At 52.6% G+C, this 23,463-nt stretch carries 24 protein-coding genes; 5 read left to right on the forward strand and 19 right to left on the reverse strand.

The annotated features are described in order from the left end of the window. Positions 1-167: 167 nt before the first annotated feature. Together B2R29_RS06820 and B2R29_RS06825 are read right to left on the reverse strand one after the other, a co-directional pair. A complete protein-coding gene (locus B2R29_RS06820; RefSeq protein WP_301180355.1) occupies positions 168-1,277 on the reverse strand; it encodes an AraC family transcriptional regulator in 1,110 nt (369 codons plus the stop codon). 95 nt (positions 1,278-1,372) lie between these two features. Further along, on the reverse strand, positions 1,373-2,248 hold the full coding sequence (locus B2R29_RS06825; RefSeq protein ID WP_301180356.1) for a hypothetical protein: 876 nt from the start codon (positions 2,246-2,248) through the stop codon (positions 1,373-1,375). Positions 2,249-2,627: 379 nt separating this feature from the next. On the opposite strand from B2R29_RS06825, the gene B2R29_RS06830 reads away from it, so the two are divergent. The 4 genes from B2R29_RS06830 (at position 2,628) to B2R29_RS06845 (ending at position 5,624) form a co-directional block, all read left to right on the forward strand. Next, positions 2,628-3,116 (forward strand): SDR family NAD(P)-dependent oxidoreductase, encoded by a 489-nt coding sequence (locus B2R29_RS06830; RefSeq protein ID WP_301180357.1) that lies wholly within the window; start codon positions 2,628-2,630, stop codon positions 3,114-3,116. 487 nt (positions 3,117-3,603) lie between these two features. Continuing rightward, positions 3,604-3,861 carry a type II toxin-antitoxin system Phd/YefM family antitoxin gene (locus B2R29_RS06835; RefSeq protein WP_301180358.1) on the forward strand — a complete coding sequence of 86 codons (258 nt, stop codon included), beginning with the start codon at positions 3,604-3,606 and terminating at the stop codon, positions 3,859-3,861. Further along, positions 3,849-4,163: a type II toxin-antitoxin system RelE/ParE family toxin gene (locus B2R29_RS06840; protein ID WP_301180359.1), complete on the forward strand. Its 315-nt coding sequence runs from the start codon at positions 3,849-3,851 to the stop codon at positions 4,161-4,163. The genes B2R29_RS06835 and B2R29_RS06840 overlap by 13 nt, the downstream gene beginning before the upstream one ends. 72 nt (positions 4,164-4,235) lie before the next feature. Then, a complete protein-coding gene (locus tag B2R29_RS06845) occupies positions 4,236-5,624 on the forward strand; it encodes a class II fumarate hydratase (RefSeq protein WP_301180360.1) in 1,389 nt (462 codons plus the stop codon). Here B2R29_RS06845 and B2R29_RS06850 read toward each other — a convergent pair. The 17 genes from B2R29_RS06850 to B2R29_RS06930 all read right to left on the reverse strand — a co-directional run bounded on the left by B2R29_RS06850 (position 5,612) and on the right by B2R29_RS06930 (position 22,505). Next, positions 5,612-6,016 (reverse strand): hypothetical protein, encoded by a 405-nt coding sequence (locus tag B2R29_RS06850; protein ID WP_301180361.1) that lies wholly within the window; start codon positions 6,014-6,016, stop codon positions 5,612-5,614. The genes B2R29_RS06845 and B2R29_RS06850 overlap by 13 nt on opposite strands. A gap of 31 nt (positions 6,017-6,047) precedes the next feature. Continuing rightward, entirely contained in the window at positions 6,048-6,524 is a 477-nt protein-coding gene (gene ybaK / locus B2R29_RS06855; protein ID WP_301180362.1) for a Cys-tRNA(Pro) deacylase, read from the reverse strand. Then, the gene (locus tag B2R29_RS06860) at positions 6,521-6,763 is read right to left on the reverse strand and encodes a DUF1653 domain-containing protein (RefSeq protein WP_301180363.1); all 243 of its coding nucleotides are present in this window, start codon (positions 6,761-6,763) and stop codon (positions 6,521-6,523) included. Before B2R29_RS06860 ends, ybaK begins: the two co-directional genes overlap by 4 nt. A gap of 4 nt (positions 6,764-6,767) precedes the next feature. Further along, a complete protein-coding gene (locus B2R29_RS06865) occupies positions 6,768-7,487 on the reverse strand; it encodes an SIMPL domain-containing protein (RefSeq protein WP_301180364.1) in 720 nt (239 codons plus the stop codon). 32 nt (positions 7,488-7,519) lie between these two features. After that, positions 7,520-8,473, reverse strand: coding sequence for a thiamine-phosphate kinase (gene thiL / locus B2R29_RS06870; protein WP_301180365.1), 954 nt, complete (start codon positions 8,471-8,473; stop codon positions 7,520-7,522). Positions 8,474-8,476: 3 nt separating this feature from the next. Next, entirely contained in the window at positions 8,477-8,938 is a 462-nt protein-coding gene (nusB, locus tag B2R29_RS06875; protein WP_301180366.1) for a transcription antitermination factor NusB, read from the reverse strand. 5 nt (positions 8,939-8,943) lie between these two features. After that, on the reverse strand, positions 8,944-9,420 hold the full coding sequence (gene ribE / locus B2R29_RS06880; RefSeq protein WP_301180367.1) for a 6,7-dimethyl-8-ribityllumazine synthase: 477 nt from the start codon (positions 9,418-9,420) through the stop codon (positions 8,944-8,946). 20 nt (positions 9,421-9,440) lie between these two features. Beyond that, positions 9,441-10,556, reverse strand: a complete 1,116-nt coding sequence (ribBA, locus tag B2R29_RS06885) for a bifunctional 3,4-dihydroxy-2-butanone-4-phosphate synthase/GTP cyclohydrolase II (protein WP_301180368.1) — start codon at positions 10,554-10,556, stop codon at positions 9,441-9,443. Positions 10,557-10,568: 12 nt separating this feature from the next. Next, positions 10,569-11,219 (reverse strand): riboflavin synthase, encoded by a 651-nt coding sequence (locus tag B2R29_RS06890; protein WP_301180369.1) that lies wholly within the window; start codon positions 11,217-11,219, stop codon positions 10,569-10,571. Between the two features lies 1 nt (position 11,220). Continuing rightward, on the reverse strand, positions 11,221-12,360 hold the full coding sequence (gene ribD, locus B2R29_RS06895; protein WP_301180370.1) for a bifunctional diaminohydroxyphosphoribosylaminopyrimidine deaminase/5-amino-6-(5-phosphoribosylamino)uracil reductase RibD: 1,140 nt from the start codon (positions 12,358-12,360) through the stop codon (positions 11,221-11,223). Then, a complete protein-coding gene (nrdR, locus tag B2R29_RS06900; RefSeq protein ID WP_301180371.1) occupies positions 12,357-12,905 on the reverse strand; it encodes a transcriptional regulator NrdR in 549 nt (182 codons plus the stop codon). Before nrdR ends, ribD begins: the two co-directional genes overlap by 4 nt. A gap of 140 nt (positions 12,906-13,045) precedes the next feature. After that, a complete protein-coding gene (locus B2R29_RS06905; RefSeq protein WP_301180372.1) occupies positions 13,046-13,966 on the reverse strand; it encodes a metal-dependent hydrolase in 921 nt (306 codons plus the stop codon). 350 nt (positions 13,967-14,316) lie between these two features. Beyond that, entirely contained in the window at positions 14,317-15,216 is a 900-nt protein-coding gene (locus B2R29_RS06910) for a metal-dependent hydrolase (RefSeq protein WP_301180373.1), read from the reverse strand. 197 nt (positions 15,217-15,413) lie between these two features. Next, positions 15,414-16,313, reverse strand: coding sequence for a metal-dependent hydrolase (locus B2R29_RS06915; protein ID WP_301180374.1), 900 nt, complete (start codon positions 16,311-16,313; stop codon positions 15,414-15,416). A gap of 256 nt (positions 16,314-16,569) precedes the next feature. Further along, positions 16,570-16,911 (reverse strand): hypothetical protein, encoded by a 342-nt coding sequence (locus B2R29_RS06920; RefSeq protein WP_301180375.1) that lies wholly within the window; start codon positions 16,909-16,911, stop codon positions 16,570-16,572. Positions 16,912-17,068: 157 nt separating this feature from the next. After that, positions 17,069-18,331 (reverse strand): serine hydroxymethyltransferase, encoded by a 1,263-nt coding sequence (gene glyA / locus B2R29_RS06925; protein ID WP_301180376.1) that lies wholly within the window; start codon positions 18,329-18,331, stop codon positions 17,069-17,071. Positions 18,332-18,437: 106 nt separating this feature from the next. Continuing rightward, positions 18,438-22,505 carry a sensor domain-containing protein gene (locus tag B2R29_RS06930; RefSeq protein WP_301180377.1) on the reverse strand — a complete coding sequence of 1,356 codons (4,068 nt, stop codon included), beginning with the start codon at positions 22,503-22,505 and terminating at the stop codon, positions 18,438-18,440. Positions 22,506-22,752: 247 nt separating this feature from the next. Here B2R29_RS06930 and B2R29_RS06935 point away from each other — a divergent pair. Continuing rightward, the coding region (locus B2R29_RS06935) for an ATP-binding cassette domain-containing protein (RefSeq protein WP_301180378.1) at positions 22,753-23,463 on the forward strand (711 nt) is incomplete at its 3' end.

A 23,463-nucleotide genomic window follows, 5' to 3' on the forward strand; every position in this document is an offset into this window, starting at 1 on the left:
GGCCCGGATGCGGTTGCTTTCGACCTGATGGTTCGTACCATGGGTTCGTGGTACCAGAAGGTCATCGTTGCAGTTATGAAACTGCAGGCGAATCAGAACCGTAAGAAGAACAAAGCGGCGTAATTGCCCGGGTTCTGAATTGAAAAAGGCTGCGACCGCAGCCTTTTTTATTTCTGCCCTAGCTTTTCCATATACTCACTCGGGCTCTGCCCGGTCCAGCGCTTAAATGCCCGGCTGAAGGCTGAGGTATGAGCAAACCCCAATGAAGTTGATAACTCGGTGACTGAGTTGCCACCCCGGGCAAAGTATTCCCGTGCGAAGCGTGCCTGTATTTTTTCGACTTCGTTCTTATAGCTGGTACCTTCTTCGGCAAGCTTACGACGCAATGTGCGGCTGCTCAGCCCCATTTCTTTGGCTGCGGTATCCAGCGACGGATTCGCCCCGTACGAGCGGATCAGGAAATTTCTGAGTTTCAGTGGTAGGTATTTCATCGCCCGGGTTGGGATTCGCTGCAGGAAGGCTTTCTCTGCGGTCAGGGCCATCAGGCGGTTTGCCAGTGGCAGTTCTTTGTGTGCGCCTGCACTGTGCCCAATCATACGGTTCTGTGGGCGATCAAAGTAAACTGGGCAATTAAAGTAGCGCTGGTACAGGTGGCCCCAAGGTGGCTTTGGATAGGCAAATTCTATTCGTGTTGGCATCATCTCCGGGTCGCCACCGGCGAGGTCAGAGAGCATGTTGTAGATACTGACAAAATTGAGCTCGATAAAAAATTCGGTGTAGGGAGCGAGAGAAATATTCTCTTCAATGGTCATCCAACTTTCTTTTTCACTAACATGGGCTGATATATCCAGAGGAGGAAAGTATTCACTACAAAACCGGGAAAGCAGCAGGCAGGCTTCATGAAGTGATGGCTGACAAACGACGGCAAGACCGGCCATCCCGTAGTGAGAGACGGTCATTATGTTGCCGATAAATAAACCCAGGTAGGGCATATTGAAGAGCGTCACCGCCTGGTCAACCAAGCCAACGACCTGCCCGGTAGAAATAAACCTGTCTTTTACGACGCCATCAGAGAGATCGACGCCGACGTTCAGGAAGGCCTCGTTGTGATCCATCCCCATGCTGATTTCGATCAGGTCCTGAACGTGTTTCAGTCTGGATGCCCGTTCGGTATCCAGCATCTGAAGGCCAAGTTCCTCTTCGAAACTGGGTTTTTCGCGGATGGAGAAATAAGTCAGTATGTGACCGAGCGGTATGCACGAGGCATCTCTGTCCATAAGCGTCAGGTAGGTGTATCTGCTGAATAAGTGGTTTGCAGTCTGGCATGGAAAGGCAGCCTCAAAAACATCTGGCTGCCTTTTGGCCGCATTAATCAGTCACGCTGATAATCGTATGCGGTGAACCACCCTTCGGCGACGTGCTCTTCGTGTTCTTCCCCGTCGAAGTAACTGTAAGCGGCGTTATTATCTTTCAGCTGAACTTCCAGGAAGGCAGTTACCATAGTACGGATGCGCATCTGTTCGATCTCATCACCGGTGCTGATGAAGTCGAGGTGGCTGGCGTCAGAGATCATCGCCAGGCCGCGTTCGATATCAGAACGGAACTGCGGGTAATAGACTTCGCTGTTGACTGCCACGATGTCTTCGGCGGCACCCACGATCATGCTTGGCACTGTGATCTGGGTGTAGTCGACGTTGTAGGCGCCCAGCCAAGGTGCCAGAGCGATCATACTGGCCGGCTTTTCGATCATTTCTTCGGCGGCCATGATGGCGCCACCGCCACCCATCGAATAACCCATGATGTTGCGCTTCTCGAGATCCAACTTACCTTCTAATGGGCTGTCGACGCGATTATTCTCAGCTGCGAGTACGTTGAAACCAGAGATATGAGCTTTGCGCCAGATCGGCGGTACCGACAGTGGATTTGTCGGGGTGATGGTGAGAACAACAATGCCGTGACTAGTAAGGTGATCTGCAAGCCAGAACATCTGCTCTTTGGTATTGGTAAAGCCGCCGGTGAGGGTGGTAGACGGATAGCTGACCTCGCTCAGGTCACACGGGTAAGACATGCGGGCGGAGGCATAGCCGTCGTTGTCGAGATTGTCTTCATACGAGCAGATTTCGTGGGTGCCCGGATTCGAGAGATCCTGGCTGTATTCACCGTCACCGGGTTCTCCACCACCAAAACAGCCCTGCAGCAGTGCAGCGAAAGCGACCGGGGCGACCCTTAATACCGTCATAGTCTTCATGATTTTTACCTTTTGTTTTTATTGTTCAGAGGTCAGCCAATAAAGCAGATGCCGACGCCATGGTCACGTGCTTTGCGCTCGCGGGTAGAAAACTGGTCTGTGCTGACGTCTGTTTGGCCGTTAATGGTAAGTCGGGTGTTTGTCAGTGATTTTTCCGGACAAGGCAGGGCAGGCGCTCTGGCTTTCTGTAGCGCCCTGCTTATTTCTCCGCACGCGCGTGTGATAGCTCTCCTGTCTGTTTATGACAAATAAAGAGAATCAATAGCATCTGCAAAAATTCTAAATTAGTCGTTTTTTATGGTCTGGATATAGTTTGTCGTCGGGCCCGCAACGACCTCTCGGTGACGAGGGGATGACAACATTACTCTGAGACACAAACATGAAAAAAATGACAACGTGGAGCAAAGCGGTTTCGCTGGTTGCTTTCTGTGCGGCAGGTCTGGCGTCTCAGCCCCTGATGAGCGGCTACAACGCATCTAAGTTCGCGGTACGCGGTCTGACCGAATCTCTGCGTCAGGATCTGGATATTGCAGGTTCTTGTGTAAGTACTACCTGTGTACACCCAGGTGGTATCAAAACCAACATCGCTCAGTCGACCCGTTTTAATGAGAAGTCGTCTGAAATCACTGGCGCTGATGCTGATGCCTCTAAAGCCGAATTCGAACGCCTGTTCATCACCACGCCAGACAAAGCGGCTAAGACCATTCTGAACGGTGTGAAGAAAAACAAGCGTCGCGTACTGATCGGCCCGGATGCGGTTGCTTTCGACCTGATGGTTCGTACCATGGGTTCGTGGTACCAGAAGGTCATCGTTGCAGTTATGAAACTGCAGGCGAACCAGAACCGTAAGAAGAACAAGACTGCTTAATAGTTAATTGTTCTGATTTAAAAGAGGCTGCGTATGCAGCCTTTTTTATTGCTGAGAAATTCTATGGATACTGAGTTACTGAAAGCGTTAAAGAAAATTCAGCGAACGGAATGGATGATATATCTGTCATTCTTTCTGACTTTTTTCGCGATCGCGTACTATTTTTCTGCTGAAAAGCGGGAAGTATCAGTGCTGCTGGTGAAAATCATCTTCCCTGTATATGTTGGCGTTTATTGGGCATATATCAGAAGAACCAGGTGTCCCAAATGTGGAAATCGGTTTCATAGTTATTTAAGACTGTTGGGTTATGGGGTAAATAAGCCAATTAGCTGTCAGAATTGTGGACTGACAATACAGGGGCGAAAGCGCTACCCCGAATCTTCAGGTGATGAATGGCATTCATGACTTCGCCGGTTGGAGCTGGTTTGTACTTGTTGAAATTAGAAAGTGATACTATAGTGATACTTTCTCTTGTCGAGGATCAGTCATGAAAACCGAGCTTGTTACCAGCCTGAAGCGCCAGGCAACGCGCATCCTTGCTGATCTTCACGAAACCAAAGAGCCTGTGTTGATTACAGAACATGGTCAGCCTTCAGCGTATTTGCTGGATGTGCATGACTACGAGCAGTTGATGACCCGGATGAGCATCCTTGAAGGGATCGCCCGCGGTGAGCAAGCGGTCAAGGATGGTCGCGTTATGTCTCAGAGTGAAGCTAAGGATCGGCTTTCAAAATGGATGAAGTAACACCTGCTGAACTGATCTGGACGAAGCCTGCTGTTCAGGATCTTGACTCGCTGGCCGAGTATATAGCGTTATCGAATCCAGTTGCCGCAGGTGAACTGGTACAGCGAGTGTTCAACGCGGTTGAACGTCTGTCTCGTTTTCCCGAATCCGGGCGTTTCCCTCTGGAACTCGAGGGTTTTCCTTACCGCGAAGTTATTGTTGACCCTTGTCGCGTCTTCTACCGAATTGAGAACAGCAAGGTGTTTATTCTGCACGTATATCGCCAAGAGCGGGATATACGCCGGTTTCTTGTAGGTGCCTGATTCTAAGATGGAACTCGCACGCCCGGATTTACACCAATTAATTAACTATGACTCGATTTACGGAGCCCTTGTATGACGACTGAATTCCGCACCGAACGTGACAGCATGGGCGAAGTGCAGGTGCCGGCGGATGCGCTATATGGCGCACAGACGCAGCGGGCGATTGATAATTTTGCCATTGCCGGGACGCCAATGCCGATCGCATTTATCCGCGCTTTGCTTGATTTGAAGCGTGCAGCAGCGGAGGCGAACGCGGCTCTGGATCAATTGGATCAGGCGCGCACAGATGCGATCGTAGCGTCGGTGATTCAGCTGCAGGGGTCGGCAGAACTGATGTCGCACTTCCCGGTGGATGTCTTTCAGACAGGGTCTGGAACCAGTTCTAATATGAATGCCAATGAGGTACTGGCAACGCTGGCGTCGCGGAACCTGGGCGAGGAAGTATCCCCAAATGACGATGTAAACAGCGGCCAGAGCAGCAATGATGTTATTCCCTCGGCCATGCATATCGCGGCAGCAGTTGCTCTGGAGAATGAGCTGTTGCCGGCATTGGCGCATCTGGTTGAGGTGCTGGAGCAGAAGGCCGTCTCTCTTGCGCACATCACTAAAACAGGCCGCACGCATTTAATGGATGCCATGCCGGTGCGTTTCGATCAGGTGTTAGGTGGCTGGTCAGCGCAGATCCAGCACGCTATGCGTAAACTGGAAGATGCGGGTGGTGAACTTCAGGGGTTGGTCATCGGTGGTACCGCTGTGGGTACTGGGGTAAACGCTTCAGGAGGCTTTTCTGAGGCCGTTTGTGAGCGACTTAACGAGCTGACCGGCCTGAATTTTTATCCGGCTGAAAACCGGTTTGCGGGCATGGGCGCACAGGATGTTGTTGTCTCTGTTTCAGGTGTATTAAAGACGCTGGCCGTTGCGTTGATGAAAATAAGTAATGATCTGCGCTGGATGAATTCAGGGCCGCTGGCGGGCTTAGGCGAAATTGAATTGCCCGCGTTGCAGCCTGGGTCTTCGATTATGCCGGGTAAGGTCAACCCGGTCATTCCCGAGGCAGTTGCCATGGCGTCGGCTCAGGTAATTGGCAATGACACCAGCATCACGGTGGCGGGGCAGTCGGGCAACTTCGAGTTAAATGTCATGCTGCCCTTGCTGGCCAGTAAGTTACTCGACAGTCTGGCGTTGATGACGCGCTCTGCGTCCAGCCTGGCGGATGATGCCATCCTTGGGTTTAAAGTGCGGGAAGAACAGGTTGCTGGGCCGCTTTCGAAAAACCCGGTGTTAGTCACGGCGCTGAATCCGGTGATTGGCTATCTGAAAGCGGCGGAGATTGCTAAGGCCGCCTACAAACAGGGACGGCCGGTGCTGGAGGTCGCGGAAGAAATGACCGACCTGAGCCGTCAGGAGCTGGAATCCCTGTTGGACCCTCAGGCGCTCACCGAGTCAGATCAGAGCTCGTAAGTCGCTTTGCAATAAGCTACGCCTGAGGCCAATAAGTATTTCTGACAAACATTAAGAGTGCAGTAAAACTCATCCGTACGGGCTTCGTCAGGGCGAATAATTTCAGGTTCGCCCTGATAGCCTTTCTTGCAGAGTTCCGAGGCGCGTCTGTGCCAGATGTCTTTGAGGTTATTCAGCGTTTTTTCTTTTTGCAGCATCATGGCGGGAAGGTTCTCGTGGCGAACCTCAATAACGTACACCCCTTCGCTGACTTCCTTAGTGATGTAGCCGTCTGTCTGAACAGGCTGCTCCGGTGAGTCTAGCTGAACGGCCTGATACTCCAGCGGTGCGCAGCCCGCAAGATGAATAAGCAAGGTGAGTAGTAATACATGTGATAATCGCGGGGCGTTCATGAACAGCCTAGAGTGCCTTGATGTAAAAGGCCTATTCTGCCGTAATTTTTGCGAAAATGCCTCTGCTCAATGTCGCCAGATCGTCAGCACTCAAAGCAATTTCCAATCCGCGACGTCCGGCACTGATATGAATATTCGGTAACGCCTGAGCAGAGAGGTCGATTACGGTAGGTAGCGCTTTCTTTTGTCCTAATGGACTGATGCCTCCTACGACGTAACCGGTGGTTCGCTCTGCTAATTTCGGGTCGGCCATGTCGGCCTTCTTTGCGCCCAGCGCCTTGGCGATGGACTTCAGGCTTAGAGTGTGTGAGACGGGCAAGACGGCAACAGCCAACGCGCTTTTGTGGCCGCTCAGGCTGACCAGCAATGTTTTGAATACACTGTCTGGGTTCAGCCCAAGCTTCTCCGCTGCTTCAAGACCATAACTCTCAGCGGTAGCGTCATGGCTGTATTCAAGCAGCTCGTATGTTATGCCAGCTTTTTTAGCGGCGTTCACGGCAGGAGTCACTCAATGTCTCCGATGTTGTCCTCGACGAAGCGGAAGCGTGGTTGTGTCCCTTCTGAGGTATTGACCTGTTCGGTGAACATCGCCAGTGGGCGGACCCAGTGGCTGAAGTCACCGTAGAGTGTCCGGTAGTGGACCAGCCATTCTTCCGTCTCACTGTGCCTTACCAGACCGAACACTTCATAGTCGCTGCCCTTGTAGTGGCGGTAACGACCCGCTGGAATCGTTGGAGTCTCGCTCATCGGTTTAATCTTCATCCATTTCGAAGCGGACCTGAACCTGCTGGCTTATCGTCTGCTCCTGAATTTTCATACCGCTACCACTGTCGGCTTTTGCCGAACGCATCATGGGGGCACTTTCCAGCATCATTACGGGCTGAGGGAAGTGAGCCGCCTGCTCCTGAATCCAGATCACGCCTGTGATTTTCTGCCCAAGCGTTGCGGCCATTTCTTCAGCCTTAGCTTTGGCATCCAGCAGGGCCAGACGGCGAGCTTTGCTTTCGTGCTCTGCGGGCTTATCGAAGCCAAGGCTGGTGTTCTGGATGCGGTAACGCTCGTCGATCAGAACTTCTTCAAGAAACGGGCCATATTTTTGCAACGACCGCAGAGTGATAGTGACCGGACGGATGACCCGGTGACCGATCAGCTGGCGTTTACCATTGCCCTGATATTCCCACTGGGGGTAGTTGCTGATACGCACTGACTCGATATCGTCTTCGGCGATGCCGTGCTTCTCTGCAACCTCAGATAGCTGGGCGAAAGCGTCATCGACCTTGTTTTTGGCGCTCACGAGGTCTTTTTCTGTGGCACTGAGTTCAACGGACAGTGTCAGGAAGTCCGGATAAACATCCAGTTTTCCCTGACCACTGACATCAATGTAAGCACTATCACTGAGTGCCGGTGCGCTCATACAGAGGGTAAGAAACAGTGCGCCCAGTACGGCAAGGAATGGTTTGTGAGTATTCATGGCAATCGTCCTGTGTGAATCTCAGAGCAGTATCAGTTACGGAAGTGGGTGTACCCTTCTTTGCTGAATACCAGTAATTCATTATTTTTGTGGACGCAGACATCTGCGTCGCCCGCGGTGACTTCACCTACGATCTGGCACTCGCGCAACCGTGCTGTAAGTGCACAGGCTTCAATGCGCTCACGGGCATCAGCGGGAGCCGTAAACAGTAGCTGATAATCATCACCACCGGTCAGACATTCGTGCCAGCGCGGATGTTCCCCACTGACAGCTGTCGGAATTTTTTCAGCATCCAGATTCATGACGACGCCGGATGCATTGGCGATGTGGCGCGTGTCCTGAATCAAACCATCAGAAATATCGATCGCCGCGGTGGCGAGGCTGAGTAATAGGTGTCCGAAAGATAAGTGAACCCTGGGGTGATAATAGGGCGCGGTGTATTGGTCGTCTCTTGTCGGGTCTCTTAATACCTCGTCGAGGATCAGTGCTGCACCGCCGACTTTTCCCGTCAGCCAGATATCCTGGCCCGGACGTGCTGCATCGCGACGTAAGCCAAGCCCGCGGGGCAGCCAGCCTTGCACAGCAACGGTAATGGTCAGGTGTTCACCGTAGGTCGTATCGCCACCTAGTAATGGCATATTCAGCGTGTTTGCAGTCAGGCGCAGTCCTGCGGCAAGGTCGCGAAGAAACCAGTCTTCGCTGTTATTGAGTGTCAGAGCAAGATGAAAGCCCTGTGGTACGGCACCCATCGCGGCAAGGTCGCTGGTGGCGCAGCGCAGAGCGCGGCCAGCAATTAAGCCGGGAGGAGCGTCAGCAGGAAAATGTACGCCCGCGACCTGAGTATCAATGCTCTGGGCGAGTTCCATATCGGCGGGGGGAGTGATCAGGGAGCAGTCATCACCGATCCCCAGCAGCAAGTCGCTTGCTGCCGGGTAGCCGGTAGAAAAGCAGTCGCGGATCAGGTCAAACTCTGAAGACTGCGGCAAAACTCAGCGTTTTCCGCCGCGAATTTCGACCATACGTTCGCGTTGTGCCAGCTTATCGAGCACACCGTTAACGTATTTGTGACCATCGGTTGCGCCGAAAGTCTTTGCCAGCTCAATAGCCTCGTTAATGACGACCTTGTAAGGAACGTCGATACGGTGGCACATTTCGAAGGCACCTAAACGAAGAATAGCCAGTTCAACTGGAGTCAGCTCATCGAGGCGACGATCCAGGAAGGGCTGAATTTTCTCGTCCAGCACGCTCTTTTCTTTCGGCACGCCATGAAGGATGTCATGGAAATATTCGTCATCCACTTTGCTCATGTCGTTATCAGTGCGGAATTCGGCTTCGATATCGCCAAGGCCGCTACCAGACACTTGCCATTGATACAGTGCCTGCAATGCAAAGCGGCGCGCTTTACGGCGTGCAGCCGGGCTGGATTTTTGATGGCCAGAAGCTCGGGACATTGTCCTTACGCCTCCATAGCTTTGAGCAGTGCAACCATTTCAAAGGCTGACATTGCTGCTTCTTCACCCTTGTTACCTGCCTTGGTACCAGAGCGTTCGATGGCTTGTTCGATGGTGTCGACGGTCAGGACACCGAAAGCGACCGGAATATCGTATTCCATCATCACGGAGGCCAGGCCTTTTGAGCATTCGCCGGCAACAAATTCAAAGTGCGGAGTACCACCACGAATCACCGCACCCAGAGCGATGACAGCATCGTAGTTGCCAGACGCCGCTGCTTTTTTCACAACCAGTGGAATCTCGACAGCACCTGGTGCGCGGATGATAGTAATGTCTTCTTTCTTTACGCCGTGACGCGTCAGTGAGTCGACAGCACCTTCAAGCAGGCTTTCAACAACAAAGGCGTTCCAGCGGCCAACTACGATGGCGTACTTACCATCGTTCGGGGTCAGATTCCCTTCAATTGTACGGATGTCTTTCATAATGATTTCCTGTCGGTCAATTATTCGCTGAATGGCAGATATTCGGTGATTTCAAGATCAAAACCGGATATGCCACTGTATTTCATTTCGGAACTGAGCAGTCGCATCTTACGGACGTTCAGTTCACGCAGAATCTGAGAACCGGTGCCAATGGTCAGAAAGGCACCGCTGCTGTCTGTATTCGGACTGCGCATGGGCTTGGCGCGACCAAAGAAGTTGTCGAGTGACGCGCTGACGTCTTCTTTTTGATCGGCTGAAAGCAGGACCAGAACGCCTTTGCCTTCTTTCGCAATATGCTCCAGTGCCGCCGTCGAAGACCAGCTACCAGATTCGCAGGTGCGCAAGCCCAGAACGTCACGGATCATATTATTGGTCTGCACGCGAACCAGAGTCGGTTCTTCGGGCTCAATGTCGCCCATCGTCAATGCGAGGTGCGTTTCGTTCTGAATCGTGTCGCGGAAAGTGATCAGGTTAAAGTCACCGAATTCGGTATGTGCTTTATCTTCAGAGACGACTTCAATGGTTTTCTCGTTCGCCATACGGTATTGAATCAGGTCGGCAATAGTGCCGACTTTCAGGCCGTGTTTTTCTGCGAAGACTTCGAGGTCAGGGCGGCGGGCCATGGTGCCGTCGGCGTTCATGACTTCAACAATGGCCGCTGATGGAATCAGACCAGCCAGGCGCGCAAGGTCGCAGCCCGCTTCGGTATGACCTGCACGGCTCAGTACGCCGCCAGGGCGGGCGCGTAGCGGAAAGATATGACCAGGCTGTACGATGTCATCGGGCTTACCCATAGGGTTTACCGCTGCAAGAATCGTAGCTGCGCGGTCAGCCGCTGAAATACCGGTGGTAACGCCTTCTGCCGCTTCGATAGATACGGTAAATGGTGTAGAGAACTTAGCGCCGTTGCCCGCGACCATTGACGGCAGACCCAGATAATCACAGCGCTCACCCGTCAGGGTCAGGCAGATCAGACCGCGGGCTTCTGTTGCCATAAAGTTGATGATGTCGGGGGTGACTTTCTCAGACGCTACAATGATATCGCCTTCGTTTTCGCGATCCTCGTCATCCATCAGGATAACCATTTTACCATCGCGGATATCGGCAATAATTTCTTCGATACTGTTCAGAGCCATAATACTTCCCGGTTATTTCCAGAAGCCGTTCTCAGCGAGGAACGCTGGTGTCAGGCGACTTTCATCGTGTGTTTTTTGTCCCAGAAGCTGCTCGAGGTAACGTGCAATCACGTCGACCTCAAGGTGGACTTCTGCTCCGGCTTCCAGGTCGGCCAGAGTCGTTTCCTGTGCCGTATGAGGCACAATATTCAATTCAAAACCTGTTGCTGTCAGTGCGTTCGTTGTCAGGCTGACACCATCGACGGTGACTGAGCCTTTAGCGGCAATGTAGCGACGCAGATCGGCGGGCACTTCTATGTCAAAGCGGATTGAGCGCGCATCAGCTTTGCGTCCGCGGACAACACCTACACCGTCGACATGACCACTGACAATATGGCCGCCCATGCGGGTCGTTGGCAGCATCGCTTTCTCAAGGTTTACCTTTGTTCCGGGTGACCATTGAGCAATACGCGTGTGAGCCAGAGACTCTCGTGAAACATCAGCTTCAAAACCGTCGGCATGGGCAGCAACAACGGTCAGGCAGACACCATTGGTTGCAATGCTGTCGCCGAGTTTTACGTCGCTCAGATCGAGGTTGCCTGTACTGATCCGAAGACGCAGATCACCTTGCTCAGATCGGGTACTGGCTATTTTACCAACCGCTTCAATAATACCGGTAAACACGTCAGGCCCTTTCTGCTGCAGTGGAAGTATCGGGGCGTAGGGTCAGACGCAGGTCATTTCCGACCATACGAACGTCCTGCCATTGCCAGCGGATCTGCTGTTTCATCTTGCTGAATGGCAATGATAGCAGTGGCCGCGCGTCACTTCCGAGTAATGTTGGCGCGCAGTATACGATAAGTTCGTCGGCGAGGCCTGCACTGACAAAGGCGCCGGCGAGTTTTGCGCCGCTTTCTACCAGGATTTCGTTGTTGCCCTCAGAAGCGAGATGGCGCAATAGTCCTTCGATGTCAGTATTACCATCGAGATCGCCTGCCCAGTAGCCGAGCCGCCCAATAGTTTCATCACGACTGATCGCGGTGACCGGGGGCGTGCGACTGGCAATCAGGATGTCGCCGGCTTTATCAAAGATGGCGGCCTCGCCGTTCACGCGGTGTGTCCCGTCAATGATTACTCGCAGCGGTTGTCGGCGCAGAGCCTCTGGAATATCCAGCTCCGCCTCTTCAGGTCGAACCGTCATGGACGGGTTATCAAGAATCACGCTGTCCGCACCTGTAATTATCGCACAGCTTTGTGCTCTGAGCTTCTGAACGTCCCGTCTCGCGCTACTGCCAGTGATCCATTGGCTCTCGCCGGACGCCATTGCAGTGCGCCCGTCCAGGCTCATGGCGAGCTTGATACGCACATAAGGAAGGCCTGTGCGCATGCGCTTCATAAACCCCGCATTAATGGCATCTGCTTCTGGCTCAAGACACGACTCTACAACCTCAATACCAGCTTGTCTGAGCATCTCGTATCCGCGCCCGGCGACGCTTGGATTCGGGTCGCGGACAGCGCCAACGACTCTGGATACGCCGGCTTTGATCAGCCCTTCTGCGCAAGGGGGGGTTCGCCCATAGTGACTACAGGGTTCCAGCGTGACGTAGGCGGTCGCGCCTTGTGCTTTATCACCGGCGGCACGCAAAGCGTGAACCTCAGCGTGGGGTTCGCCGGCTTTCTGGTGCCAGCCTTCGCCGACTTTGATTCCGTCTTTGACGATAACGCAGCCCACGCGCGGGTTAGGACTGGTGGTAAACCGCCCTTTTTTTGCCAATCGGAGGGCTTCAGCCATCCACTTCACGTCTGCGGTTGACTGGCAGCTCATGATGATTCCTTCTGGCTGTGATCACTCTCATGGGGGTCATTGCCTGTCAGAGAGGGCGAATTCTCAACGGCTTTAACAACCGCAGGCGAGGCTGCCTTCAGGCTGATGCGCTCAATCTCGGCGCGGAATTCTTCCAGATCTTTAAAGCTGCGGTAAACCGACGCAAAACGCACGAACGCGACCTCGTCTAAGGAGCGCAGCTCGTCCATCACCCATTCGCCAACATCACGACTGGCGACTTCGCGCTCACCCGTGGCTCTGAGCTTTTGTTTGATGTGGGTAATGGCCGCTTCGATGGACTCAATACTGACAGGGCGCTTTTCAAGGGCGCGCTGAATGCCAGAGCGAAGTTTGTCTTCATCAAAGGGTTCGCGTTTTCCGTCTTGCTTGATCACTCGCGGCATGACGAGTTCGGCGGTTTCAAAGGTGGTGAAACGCTCACCACAGAGGATGCATTCCCGGCGCCGACGGATTTGTTCACCGTCAGCCACAAGACGTGAGTCTATGACTTTGGTTTCCGGATGTGCGCAGAAAGGGCAATGCATATTAAAGAGCGTTCCGTTCGAATAAAAGCGGAGGAAATATGGCCGCAATGGTACTCAGGTTCGGTCCATGCAGCAATAAAAAAGGGCCGCTGATGCGGCCCCCTGACAAGAACGGAATGTTCCGTTTGCCTGTCGGCTGATTAAGCAGCCTTAGTGCGAACGTGCGAAGGGTTCTTGATCTGGTCAGCCAGCATGCCACCCTCCTGCAGCATTTTTTCACGCCAGTCGTCCAGCAGCTGAACGGTGTCGTGGTCGTTCGGGTGGAAGCCCGGACGGAAGTAATCCATGTACTTGAAGAACAACTGAGGGAAGAGACCTTTCCAACCCCACAGGAACCAGAGACCTTTCAGGTTATCCTTCATTTTGAACAGGCTACGGTCTGCCCACATCAGGCGGATGTGACCCTGACCAACAATCGCGAAGAAGAAGATGGTTGAAACCAGCATCGCGAATACGCGAGTGAAGTAACCGCCGCCGATGGTTTCGTACACATCGTATGCAACAATCTTGTGTTCATTTTCTTCGAGCGCGTGCCACATCCACAGTTTCAGAGCTTCTGGGTCCTGGATGTTTTCCTGGTGGCGTTCGTCACGCAGCAGCTGCTCAGCCAGAATCGCTGTGTAGTGCTCAAGCGCTACGGTGATAGCCAGCTGAAGTTTCTTCGGCAGAATCTTGCGGCCCAGCTTGAATAGCATGCCCAGTTCTTTATCCAGTTTGTTGGCTGGCAGACCATGGCGTTCTGCGATGTCATTGAAAGCCGCGTGCTCTTTCGAGTGCATTGCTTCCTGACCGATGAAGCCAGACACCTGATCTTTCAGCAGCTGGTCTTTGATCTCGTGACGATAGTTTTTCACGGAATCAACGAAGAAGGTTTCGCCTTCTGGGAATAGTGAGGACAAAGTCGTCCAGAAAGTCGTCAGGAATGAGTTATCCGCGTACCAGTAGCGCTTGGAATCTTCTGAAAATTCGAAATCCATACGGCGCGGCGGAATACCTGCACGCTCACCTGCAGTCATGCGTACCTTGCCAGTTGGGGCAGTAGCGGTAGCTGTAGTAGTCATACGATACACCTGCTTTGGTTTGTGTTTGTTGTAGATGTTGTTTTGTTGAGTCTATTAGACGTGGCCAGACTGTCCAGTTGAAGGTATCTCTATGCCAAATTTTGCGCATGGCCGGGGGTGTCTTAAAGACAAGGAAGGGTAAGTTGTGGCTCAAATCGCCGTAGCGGGGTGTTAAACAGATGTCTAATAGGTCCGAATCGGTGATTTTCTGTCAAATATGGCAATTTCAGAGGGGGTTTTTCTTTGCCAGGGGGGTATATAACGGCCAAATCAGATTTACTGAAACTATAGAAAGTAATAGAAATCTGCCGAAGCAGGGTCAGAAACCCGGCTTCAGCAGTGTAACAGGGTCAGCCCTTACGGCTTTTGCTGTACGTTTGTTCGGCTAACAGGCCACCATCGTTCAGCATGCGCTGGCGCCAGCTTTCGAGCAGCGCTTCGGTATCATGGTCGCTAGGGTGGAAGCCCGGGCGGTAGAAATCGAAGTACTGACGACCCAGGCGAGGGAACAGGCCCTTCCAGCCCCAAAGAAATTTCAGGCCGCGCCAGTTGGCTTTCCAGTTAGTCAGTTGGCCATCGGCCTTGAGTAGACGAATGTGACCACTGACAACGACGACAGCAAACACCAGTGTTCCTATCAGCATGGTGCCCACGCGGGTGAAGTAACCACCGCCAACCTGGTTGTAGACATCAAACGCGACGGTCTTGTGTTCGTTTTCTTCGAGCGCGTGCCACATCCAGAGTTTCAGTGCTTCGCGATCACGAAACATTTCCTGGTGGAAATCTTCACGCAGAAGCTGCTCAGCAATGATCGCGGTGTAATGTTCCAGAGCCACAGTCAGTGCGAGCTGCATTTTCTTCGGCACATATTTGCGGATCAGGCGGAACAGAACCCCGAGCTCTTTATCCAGCGTTAATGCTGGCAGGCCGTGCTTTTCAGCCATGTCGTTGAAGGCTTCGTGTTCTTTGCTGTGAAGTGCTTCCTGGCCAATAAAGCCTGAGACTTCGTCTTTCAGTTTCTGATCTTTAATGTCTTTGCGGTAGTTCTTTACGCTGTCTACAAAGAAGTCTTCACCTTCTGGGAACAGGGCGGAGAGAGTCACCCAGAACGTGGTCAGAAAGGCGCTGTCGCCGTACCAGTATTTTGTGGTCTCTTCCGGGAATTCGAAGTCCATGCGGCGGGGCGGAATACCTGCTCGCTCGCCAGCGGTGATGCGTGGAGTTCCCTGTGCTTGTGTCATAGTAGCCATACGAAAACCTGCCTCTTGTTTTCTATACCTTATTAGGGAGCGCATATCTGTCATTGCGCTATGTCCTACAATTTAGAAGAAGTTCGCAGATTCAAGAACGTGGCGAGCGGGCAACAATCAGTGAATTATGATCAAAATAAGAAATGGCCGGAGTAATTCCGGCCATTGCTTATAAGTTACCTGATAGAGCGTCTGCTTCAGGCAGCTTTGGACTTGCTGTAGGTCTGCTCTGACAGCAGACCGCCATCCTGCAGCATGCGCTCACGCCAGTCTTCCAGTAGTCTCACTGTGTCGTGATCGTTGGGGTGGAAGCCCGGGCGATAGAAGTCGAGATACTTGAACAACAGGCGTGGGAAGAGGCCTTTCCAGCCCAGCAGTTTCCAGAAGCCTTTGGCATTGTCTTTGATATCGAAAAGGGTGCCGTTCGCCCACAGCATGCGCAGGTGGCCCTGCCCCACAAAGACAATAAAACCAATGGTGGCCACGATCATGGCAAAAATACGCGTAAAGTAGCCGCCACCGATCAGTTCGTACACATCGTAGGCCACGGACTTGTGCTCGTTTTCTTCCAGAGCGTGCCACATCCAGAGTTTCAGCGCTTCGCGATCCTGAATATTCTCCTGGTGCTCGGTGTCGCGCAGAAGCTGCTCCGCAAGAATTGCAGTGTAGTGTTCCAGAGCCACTGTGGTCGCCAGCTGTAGCTTCTTCGGAAAGATTTTTTTGGTCAGGCCTAGAAGGCTCCAGAGTTCCTTATCGATGCGACCGCTTGGCAGACCATGACGATCCGCCATGTCATTGAATGCCTGATGCTCTTTAGTGTGCAGAGCCTCCTGACCGATAAAGCCGGAGATCTCGTCTTTCAGCTTCTGATCTTTGACAACATGACGGTAGTTCTTAACAGAGTCGATAAAGAAGGTTTCACCAGCTGGAAACAGTGCCGAAAGCGTGGTCCAGAACGTGGTCAGAAACGCGTTGTCTGCATACCAGTAGCGCTTGGTATCGTCACCAAACTCGAAGTCCATACGACGCGGAGGGATGCCTGCACGCTCGCCAGCGGTCATGCGAGTCGTGGTGGATGTAGTAGCGGCCTCAGTCATATTGAAAATCCTGTGTTGTAGTGAGGTTGTTGTTGGTTATCTGAGGCTATTGAACAACTGGCTGGCACGAGAAAGTAGGGGGGAGCCAGCCAAGATTTTCGAGTGGCAGAGGTGCGTTATATACGTTTCAGGGGTGCTGAACCGACATACTGCTTCTTGCGGGAGTGATGTGAAATCAAAATATGATCTGGGTCATTAAATTGCCCAAGGCCAGACAGGTTATATCTGGCCAGCGCATGTCAGAAGGGAGTCTTCTTTATGCGCTTTCAGTCAGAGGCTCCTGTTGCAGCAGGCTGTCTATCGCATGCTGCAGACCAGCTTTCGACTTCTGGTAATTGATTATGTGGCCCCAGCGTTCGAACTGACCTACAGAGAAACCTTCGGTCAGATCGTTGTAGTAGATGCAGTGACGGCCAGCGGTCGCCAGTACCCAGAATCCACACCCTTCATTGCCCCAGGGGTGCTGTTGCCATAATTCGGCGGCAGGTAGTCGGATAGCGTTCCAGAAAGGGCGAAAACTCTCCTCCAGCTGGCTTTCATTATGGCTCATCAGGTTAATGAGCTGTACATAGGTCACGGGTTTCCATGAATCGGACATGTGGGAATCCTCTGTTGCCGGCTTGGATCTAAAGCGTGACTACTCTATGAAAACTTTGTGACATATGTGTGACGCAGGCCGGGTCTGAGAGTGACCTGTCTCAAATTTCAGGCATAAAAAAACCGGCCATCTGGCCGGTTTTTCAGAGATCCAGTGCTTACTTGTACACAGGGAACTGTTCGCAAAGTGCGACAACTTTCTCTTTTACTGATGCTTCAACGGCTTCAGATTCACCTTTCTCCAGACCATCAAGAATGTCGCAGATCCAGCCAGCCAGCTGGGTCGCCTGCTCTTCTTTGAAACCACGACTGGTAATGGCCGGGCTACCGATACGCAGACCAGAGGTCACGAACGGTGAGCGAGGATCGTTAGGTACAGAGTTCTTGTTCACAGTGATGTTGGCACGACCCAGAGCCGCGTCTGCATCTTTACCTGTGTACTCTTTACCGATCAGATCAACCAGGAACAGGTGGTCATCAGTACCGCCAGATACCACGTTGATGCCGCGGCTGATGAAGGTTTCAGCCATCGCTTGAGCATTCTTGACCACCTGAGCCTGGTAGTCTTTGTATTCCTGGCTCATGGCTTCTTTGAAGCACACTGCTTTTGCGGCGATCACGTGCATCAGTGGGCCACCCTGAGACTCAGGGAATACAGCGAAGTTAAATTTCTTGTTCAGATCTTCGTCGTCGTTGGCCAGAATCAGGCCGCCACGAGGACCGCGCAGTGTTTTGTGGGTCGTGGTGGTCACGACGTCTGCGATACCCACAGGGGATGGGTATACGCCAGCCGCAACCAGACCTGCGATGTGTGCCATATCGACAAACAGGTAAGCGCCCACTTCGTCGGCGATCTCACGGAATTTCTTCCAGTCTACGACGCGTGAGTAGGCAGAGAAGCCAGCAACGATCATTTTAGGCTTGTGCTCACGAGCCAGGCGTTCTACTTCTTCGTAGTCGATTTCGCCAGTTTCTGGGTTCAGACCGTACTGAACTGCGTTGTATACGCGACCAGAGAAAGATACAGACGCGCCGTGAGTCAGGTGACCACCGTGTGCGAGGCTCATGCCCAGAATTGTATCGCCAGGCTGACACAATGCGAAGTAAACCGCTGCGTTTGCCTGTGAGCCAGAGTGTGGCTGAACGTTAGCGTAGCCAGCACCGAACAGTTCTTTAGCACGGTCGATCGCCAGTTGCTCGATTACGTCGACGTGTTCGCAGCCACCGTAGTAACGCTTGCCTGGGTAACCTTCGGCGTACTTGTTAGTCAGCTGAGAGCCCTGTGCTTCCATCACGCGTGGGCTGGTGTAGTTTTCAGAGGCGATCAGCTCAATGTGATGCTCCTGACGGGCATCCTCAGACTGCATCGCTGACCACAGATCTGGGTCGAAATCCGCTATGTTCATATCACGGCTAAACATCAGGGCTTCCTCAAGTAGGATAATCAGAAATTTTTTGAGGTGCACATTCTACCGCAAAGTTGTGCGCCTCGCACTTGAGAAGGTGTCATATCAACATGACTGATGTTCAGCTGTTGCCAAGATCCTTAATCAGGGTTGTCTCATCGACCGGTTTACTGAAATAGAACCCCTGAACCTCTTCGCATTTGGCCATTTGCAGGAAGGTCAGTTGTTCGGCGGTTTCGACCCCCTCAGCAATGATCCCCATACCAAGGTTGTGGCCCATGGCAATGATGGTTCGTGAGATCTGAGCGTCGTCGGCGTTCTCTGGCAGGTTCTGGATGAAACTGCGGTCGATTTTCAAGGTATCTACCGGGAACTGCTTGAGGTAGTTCAGTGAGGAGTAGCCTGTGCCGAAATCGTCAATCGCTGTTTTCACCCCGGCGGCGCGTAAGCCTCGCAGGGTTTCCATGGCCAGCTCGACGTCTTCCATCAGGATGCTTTCGGTGAGTTCCAGCTCCAACTGTTCTGGCCGTATACCAGTGCGGATGATGATGTCTTTCACCACGTTGAGGAAGTCTTCCGAACGGAACTGTCGTGCGGAGACGTTTACCGCAATTCGCTCAAGCCCCAGTTGTTGCTCGGCCTGCCAGCGTACAAAACAACGGCAGCTCTCTTCGAGCACCCATTGACCAATCGGCACAATAAGCCCAGTGTCCTCGATGATGGGGATAAAGGTGCCGGGCGAGATCATGCCGCGCGTCGGGTGAATCCAGCGTAGCAGCACCTCGACGCCGACAGCTTTTTCACTGTCGGTGCGATATTGCGGCTGAAAATAGAGCTGCATTTCGTCACGGGCGAGGGCATGGCGCAGGTCATTTTCCAGTTCCAGTAACTGGACCGCCTTGCGATTCATGGAGGCTGTGAAGAATTGCATGTTGTCACGCCCCATGTCTTTCGCGTGATACATCGCCATATCGGCATTTTTCAGCAGCTCAATAACGCTGTTACCGTCATTAGGATAAACAGAGATCCCGATACTGGCGCTGATAAATACTTCACGCTGGTTCAGGTTAAATGACTGATGTAGTGATTCCAGAATACGTTCGGCAACGATGATCGCAGTATCTGACGCGGCGTTGTGACTTGGCTGATCCGCGATTGCAATGGTGAATTCATCACCGCCCATACGACAGACAAGATCACGTTGTTTAACACAGTTACGCAGACGCCCAGCCACTTGCTTCAGTACCTCGTCACCTGCAGGGTGGCCCATTGAGTCGTTAATCGGTTTGAAGCGGTCAAGGTCGATAAACAGCAGCACCACCCATAGGCCCTGCTTACGTGCTCGCTTTAGCATGCCATCTAATGTCTCGTGCATCTGACTGCGATTTGGCAGGGCCGTCAGGGGATCGTAATACGCAAGCTTGTGGATGCGTTCTTCACTGGCTTTGCGTTCTGTAATGTCTGACATAATGATGATCAGGCTCTGAACTTCGCGGTTCTGGTCACGAATCGCACTGACTCCGGCCCAGCCAGTACGGATATCGCCCTGGCTGCGGCGATACGAAATTTCGCCTTGCCAGTAACCATCCACCATCAGGCGCTCGCCGATTTTTTCAATCAGGTCTTCTTCGTATTGTTCTGAAGAAATCAGAAAGTCAGGTGTTTTGCCGGTGACATCTTCGGCGGAATATCCGGTGATGTGCTGGAAGGCCCGGTTCGTATTGGCGATTCTGAGTTTCTGATCCGTGATCAGGATGGCCTCGTTACTGTTTTCGAACACTTCCGCCGCAAGTTGTAGCTCCTGTTCGATGCTACGTGACTCGGTGACATCTCTGCAGATACCTAAAAGCCCTTGTAGCTCTCCCTTATCATTCCAAAGCAGGCTGGCTTGCAGCTCCAGAAGTACGCGACTGCCATTACTGGCCGAGGCATAGAAGTCTTCCCGAATGACGGTACTGCGACGTTTGGCTGTTTCTGGGCTGTTGATTGCGATCTGTATCTGGTGCTGCAACGCTTTGCCAAGTCGCTTGAGGTCGGGGCGGGAGAATATCCGGGCGACGCCGCCATTGGTCAGATCTTCAGGCTGGTATCCCAGCAGGCGCTGCACTGAGGTACTGACGAAATTGAAATTGAGCTGGGCATCGGTGGCCCAGACAATATCATTCATGTTCTCAGCCAGCAGGCGGTAGCGTCGTTCGCTTTCGACGATCTGTTCCTGCTTTTCAATGTCTGCGGTGACGTCTCTGCCGGTACCTATGTAGCGCTCTACCTTGCCGTCACGGTCATAGGTGAATGGCGTATCGCGGAATTTAATCACCCGGATTTCGCCATCGACATTCAGAAAACGGGCGGTGGTTTCAATGGTTTGGCCATTGATGGAATTTCTGATGTTTCTGAGTCCGTCGCGGCAGCGTGCGAGGTCGTCTTCAATGACGTAATCCATCCAGCTGCGTTCAATGTATTCGCGGCTATCCGGGAACCCTAAGAGTTGCGCAACGTGACGGTTAGAAAAAATGGTTTTCTGTTCCAGGCGGTCGTTAACGTCGAGTACGTAAACCACATCGGGCATGGCCTCCATGACATGCATCCAGAACGCTTCGCGTTCACGGATTTTTTCAGTTGCCTGCTTGCGCTCAGTGATATCCAGCATGGTCAGCAACACCTGATGACTGGCATTCGTGCGGAAGCTGATACTCGCCCAGATATCGATTGAGCGGCCATTACGGTCGCGCAGGGTGAGCTCGCATTCGTTTTGCTGCAGCCGGAGAGACTGACTGCTGGTCAGCGCTTTCAGTAGAGGCGTCAGGGATTCTGGATGGCGCTGATAATGTGCCCCCATTGCTTCGGCGGTATCGAAATCGCCCAGCTGCAGGGTCGCTTCATTGACGCTGACTACTTTCAGCGTTTCAACATTGCCATCAAATTCGCTCAGATCCAGAAGGCCATGAGCAATACCGGCTTCTTCAAACAGGGTTTTGTAGCGGGTTCTGCTATGTTCCAGTGCCGCTTTCGCCTGCTCTGATTCGGTGATGTCCCTGAGTAACCAGACATAGCCACTGACTTGCTTGTTGTCGTAAAGCATCTGCATTTTCTGCTCGAGAATATGCTTTCCGCCAGTGTGTGGGACGTGCATAACACGTTGATCAGGTTTCAGGCCTTCAATCGCTTCCGGTGTCAGCCCTGTGTTCCAGAGGGCGTCTGATGCTGGCCAAATATCAGTCAGAGGCATACCCAGAACCGGCTCTGGCTCTGCGCGACCAAGCAACGACAGAGCTTTGGGATTCAGGTAATCAATATTGCCTTTGTGGTCGGTGGAGATGAAGGCTTCATCAATAGAGCGTAAAACTCTGTCGGCGCGTCGTTCGGTCTCTTGTGTGGCCTTTTGCAGGGCAACAACGGCTTCACCTTGCTGGCTCAGGTAACGACGTAAAACGACGAGAAGGATGGCGAACACCACCAGAAAAGTGGCCGGTATACGGATGCTTTCAATAACCTGTTGCTTCCAGTACCCCTGAACAGGCAGAGCCAGAATATCCCAGGGCGACATTGGAATATTGTCGCGATAGAGAATGTTGTCGGTCTCGTTTTGTGTCAGAGGACTAGGGTGCAGCGTGTCTGAATAGAACTGCTCGCGGATAGACACTGTGTTATCTCGGCGATCAAAAAGCACCATTTCGAACCCATTAAATCCGCCCCTGAAAATGATTTCTGAGAGGTGACTGTATGCGCGACGGGATACCATAATCATGGGGCCGTTGCTGGTGTTGAAGCGCGTACCAACGTAGTAACCGCCCAGGTGGCCATAGCGTAATGAAAAAATGGCTTTGTCTAATCCCTGCGCACGTAATTCGTTTTCAATATCACTGGTTTCACTCGGGCTCAGCAGGCTGCCGTAGTGGTTGAGTACTTTGCCGTTTTCATCGGTAACAAAAAAACCGGTCGCATTGAAAATCGCTGCACTGACGTGTCCCCACAGGTCGTCGGTGTCGGCGGCCTCCGGGTGAGTGGCATACACTTCGAGCTGATCGCCATAACTGCGAGTGAATATCTGGTTAGCGTGAAGCCCTGCTTTAATGATCAGTTCTGACTGGCGCTTGTAATGGTCGAGCGTCCGTTCGATGTCAATGCTGTAGGCGTGCCGTGCGGTCTGCCATTGCTGCCAGCTCTGAAAACTGAGAACGACAGTCAAAAATATAAAGCTCAGCACAAACAGGGGAGTATTTGCCCGGTGAGTGGCGGCTGAGTGAAGTTTAGCCTCTGGGGCTCCATGATGCGGGAGCATGTAAAGCGGTGTCCGTTAACGACTGATTATGGTTATTAACCTTAGTCATTGTCTGTCACCTTCACAACCAGAGACCCATCATAATGGGCTTTATTTGCCTTTCTATGGGCTTTTCAGTAGCGTTGCGGCGAAATACATTGCGGAGGCGATGCCCATGGCACAGTACGTATTCACTATGAACCGCTTAGGGAAGATTGTTCCACCTAAGCGACAGATCCTGCGTGACATCTCTTTGTCCTTTTTTCCGGGCGCTAAAATTGGCGTTCTGGGCCTGAATGGTGCAGGTAAATCAACCCTGCTCAAAATCATGGCGGGCATTGATACTGATATTATCGGTGAGGCTCGTCCTCAGCCGGACCTCAATATTGGTTACCTTCCTCAGGAGCCAGAGCTCGATCCGGCGAAAGACGTGCGCGGCAACGTTGAAGATGGTCTCAGCGAGCTGATGAATGCCAAGGCCGAGCTTGAACAGGTGTATGCCGCTTATGCTGAGCCTGATGCGGATTTCGATGAATTGGCAAAAAAACAGGGCAAGCTGGAAGCCATTATTGAAGCGTCTGATGGCCACGATGTTGATCGGCAGATGGAAATCGCCGCCGATGCCCTGCGCCTGCCGCCATGGGATGCGGATGTCACTAAGCTGTCTGGTGGTGAGCGCCGTCGTGTCGCGCTGTGTCGTCTGCTGATGTCCAAGCCAGATATGTTGCTTCTGGACGAACCGACCAACCACCTGGATGCTGAATCAGTCGGTTGGCTGGAGAAATTCCTCGAAGAATACCCAGGCACCGTCGTGGCCATTACCCACGACCGTTACTTTCTCGATAACTGTGCGGAATGGATTCTCGAACTCGACCGCGGCCACGGC

This window comes from Thalassolituus sp. UBA3500 (assembly GCF_002377545.1).
Lineage (GTDB): Bacteria > Pseudomonadota > Gammaproteobacteria > Pseudomonadales > Oceanobacteraceae > Thalassolituus.

Excerpts from the sequence above, each read along its gene's own strand:
- B2R29_RS06860 (WP_301180363.1), bottom strand. The coding sequence starts at position 6,763 with ATGAGCGAGACTCCAACGATTCCAGCGGGTCGTTACCGCCACTACAAG.
- B2R29_RS06865 (WP_301180364.1), bottom strand. The coding sequence starts at position 7,487 with ATGAATACTCACAAACCATTCCTTGCCGTACTGGGCGCACTGTTTCTT.
- B2R29_RS06920 (WP_301180375.1), bottom strand. The coding sequence starts at position 16,911 with ATGTCCGATTCATGGAAACCCGTGACCTATGTACAGCTCATTAACCTG.
- B2R29_RS06845 (WP_301180360.1), top strand. The coding sequence starts at position 4,236 with ATGACGACTGAATTCCGCACCGAACGTGACAGCATGGGCGAAGTGCAG.
- B2R29_RS06825 (WP_301180356.1), bottom strand. The coding sequence starts at position 2,248 with ATGAAGACTATGACGGTATTAAGGGTCGCCCCGGTCGCTTTCGCTGCA.
- ribBA (WP_301180368.1), bottom strand. The coding sequence starts at position 10,556 with ATGGCTCTGAACAGTATCGAAGAAATTATTGCCGATATCCGCGATGGT.
- B2R29_RS06840 (WP_301180359.1), top strand. The coding sequence starts at position 3,849 with ATGGATGAAGTAACACCTGCTGAACTGATCTGGACGAAGCCTGCTGTT.
- nrdR (WP_301180371.1), bottom strand. The coding sequence starts at position 12,905 with ATGCATTGCCCTTTCTGCGCACATCCGGAAACCAAAGTCATAGACTCA.
- B2R29_RS06905 (WP_301180372.1), bottom strand. The coding sequence starts at position 13,966 with ATGACTACTACAGCTACCGCTACTGCCCCAACTGGCAAGGTACGCATG.
- B2R29_RS06910 (WP_301180373.1), bottom strand. The coding sequence starts at position 15,216 with ATGGCTACTATGACACAAGCACAGGGAACTCCACGCATCACCGCTGGC.
- B2R29_RS06850 (WP_301180361.1), bottom strand. The coding sequence starts at position 6,016 with ATGAACGCCCCGCGATTATCACATGTATTACTACTCACCTTGCTTATT.
- nusB (WP_301180366.1), bottom strand. The coding sequence starts at position 8,938 with ATGTCCCGAGCTTCTGGCCATCAAAAATCCAGCCCGGCTGCACGCCGT.
- ribD (WP_301180370.1), bottom strand. The coding sequence starts at position 12,360 with ATGAGCTGCCAGTCAACCGCAGACGTGAAGTGGATGGCTGAAGCCCTC.
- glyA (WP_301180376.1), bottom strand. The coding sequence starts at position 18,331 with ATGTTTAGCCGTGATATGAACATAGCGGATTTCGACCCAGATCTGTGG.
- B2R29_RS06835 (WP_301180358.1), top strand. The coding sequence starts at position 3,604 with ATGAAAACCGAGCTTGTTACCAGCCTGAAGCGCCAGGCAACGCGCATC.
- ribE (WP_301180367.1), bottom strand. The coding sequence starts at position 9,420 with ATGAAAGACATCCGTACAATTGAAGGGAATCTGACCCCGAACGATGGT.
- B2R29_RS06915 (WP_301180374.1), bottom strand. The coding sequence starts at position 16,313 with ATGACTGAGGCCGCTACTACATCCACCACGACTCGCATGACCGCTGGC.
- B2R29_RS06820 (WP_301180355.1), bottom strand. The coding sequence starts at position 1,277 with ATGGACAGAGATGCCTCGTGCATACCGCTCGGTCACATACTGACTTAT.
- B2R29_RS06830 (WP_301180357.1), top strand. The coding sequence starts at position 2,628 with ATGAAAAAAATGACAACGTGGAGCAAAGCGGTTTCGCTGGTTGCTTTC.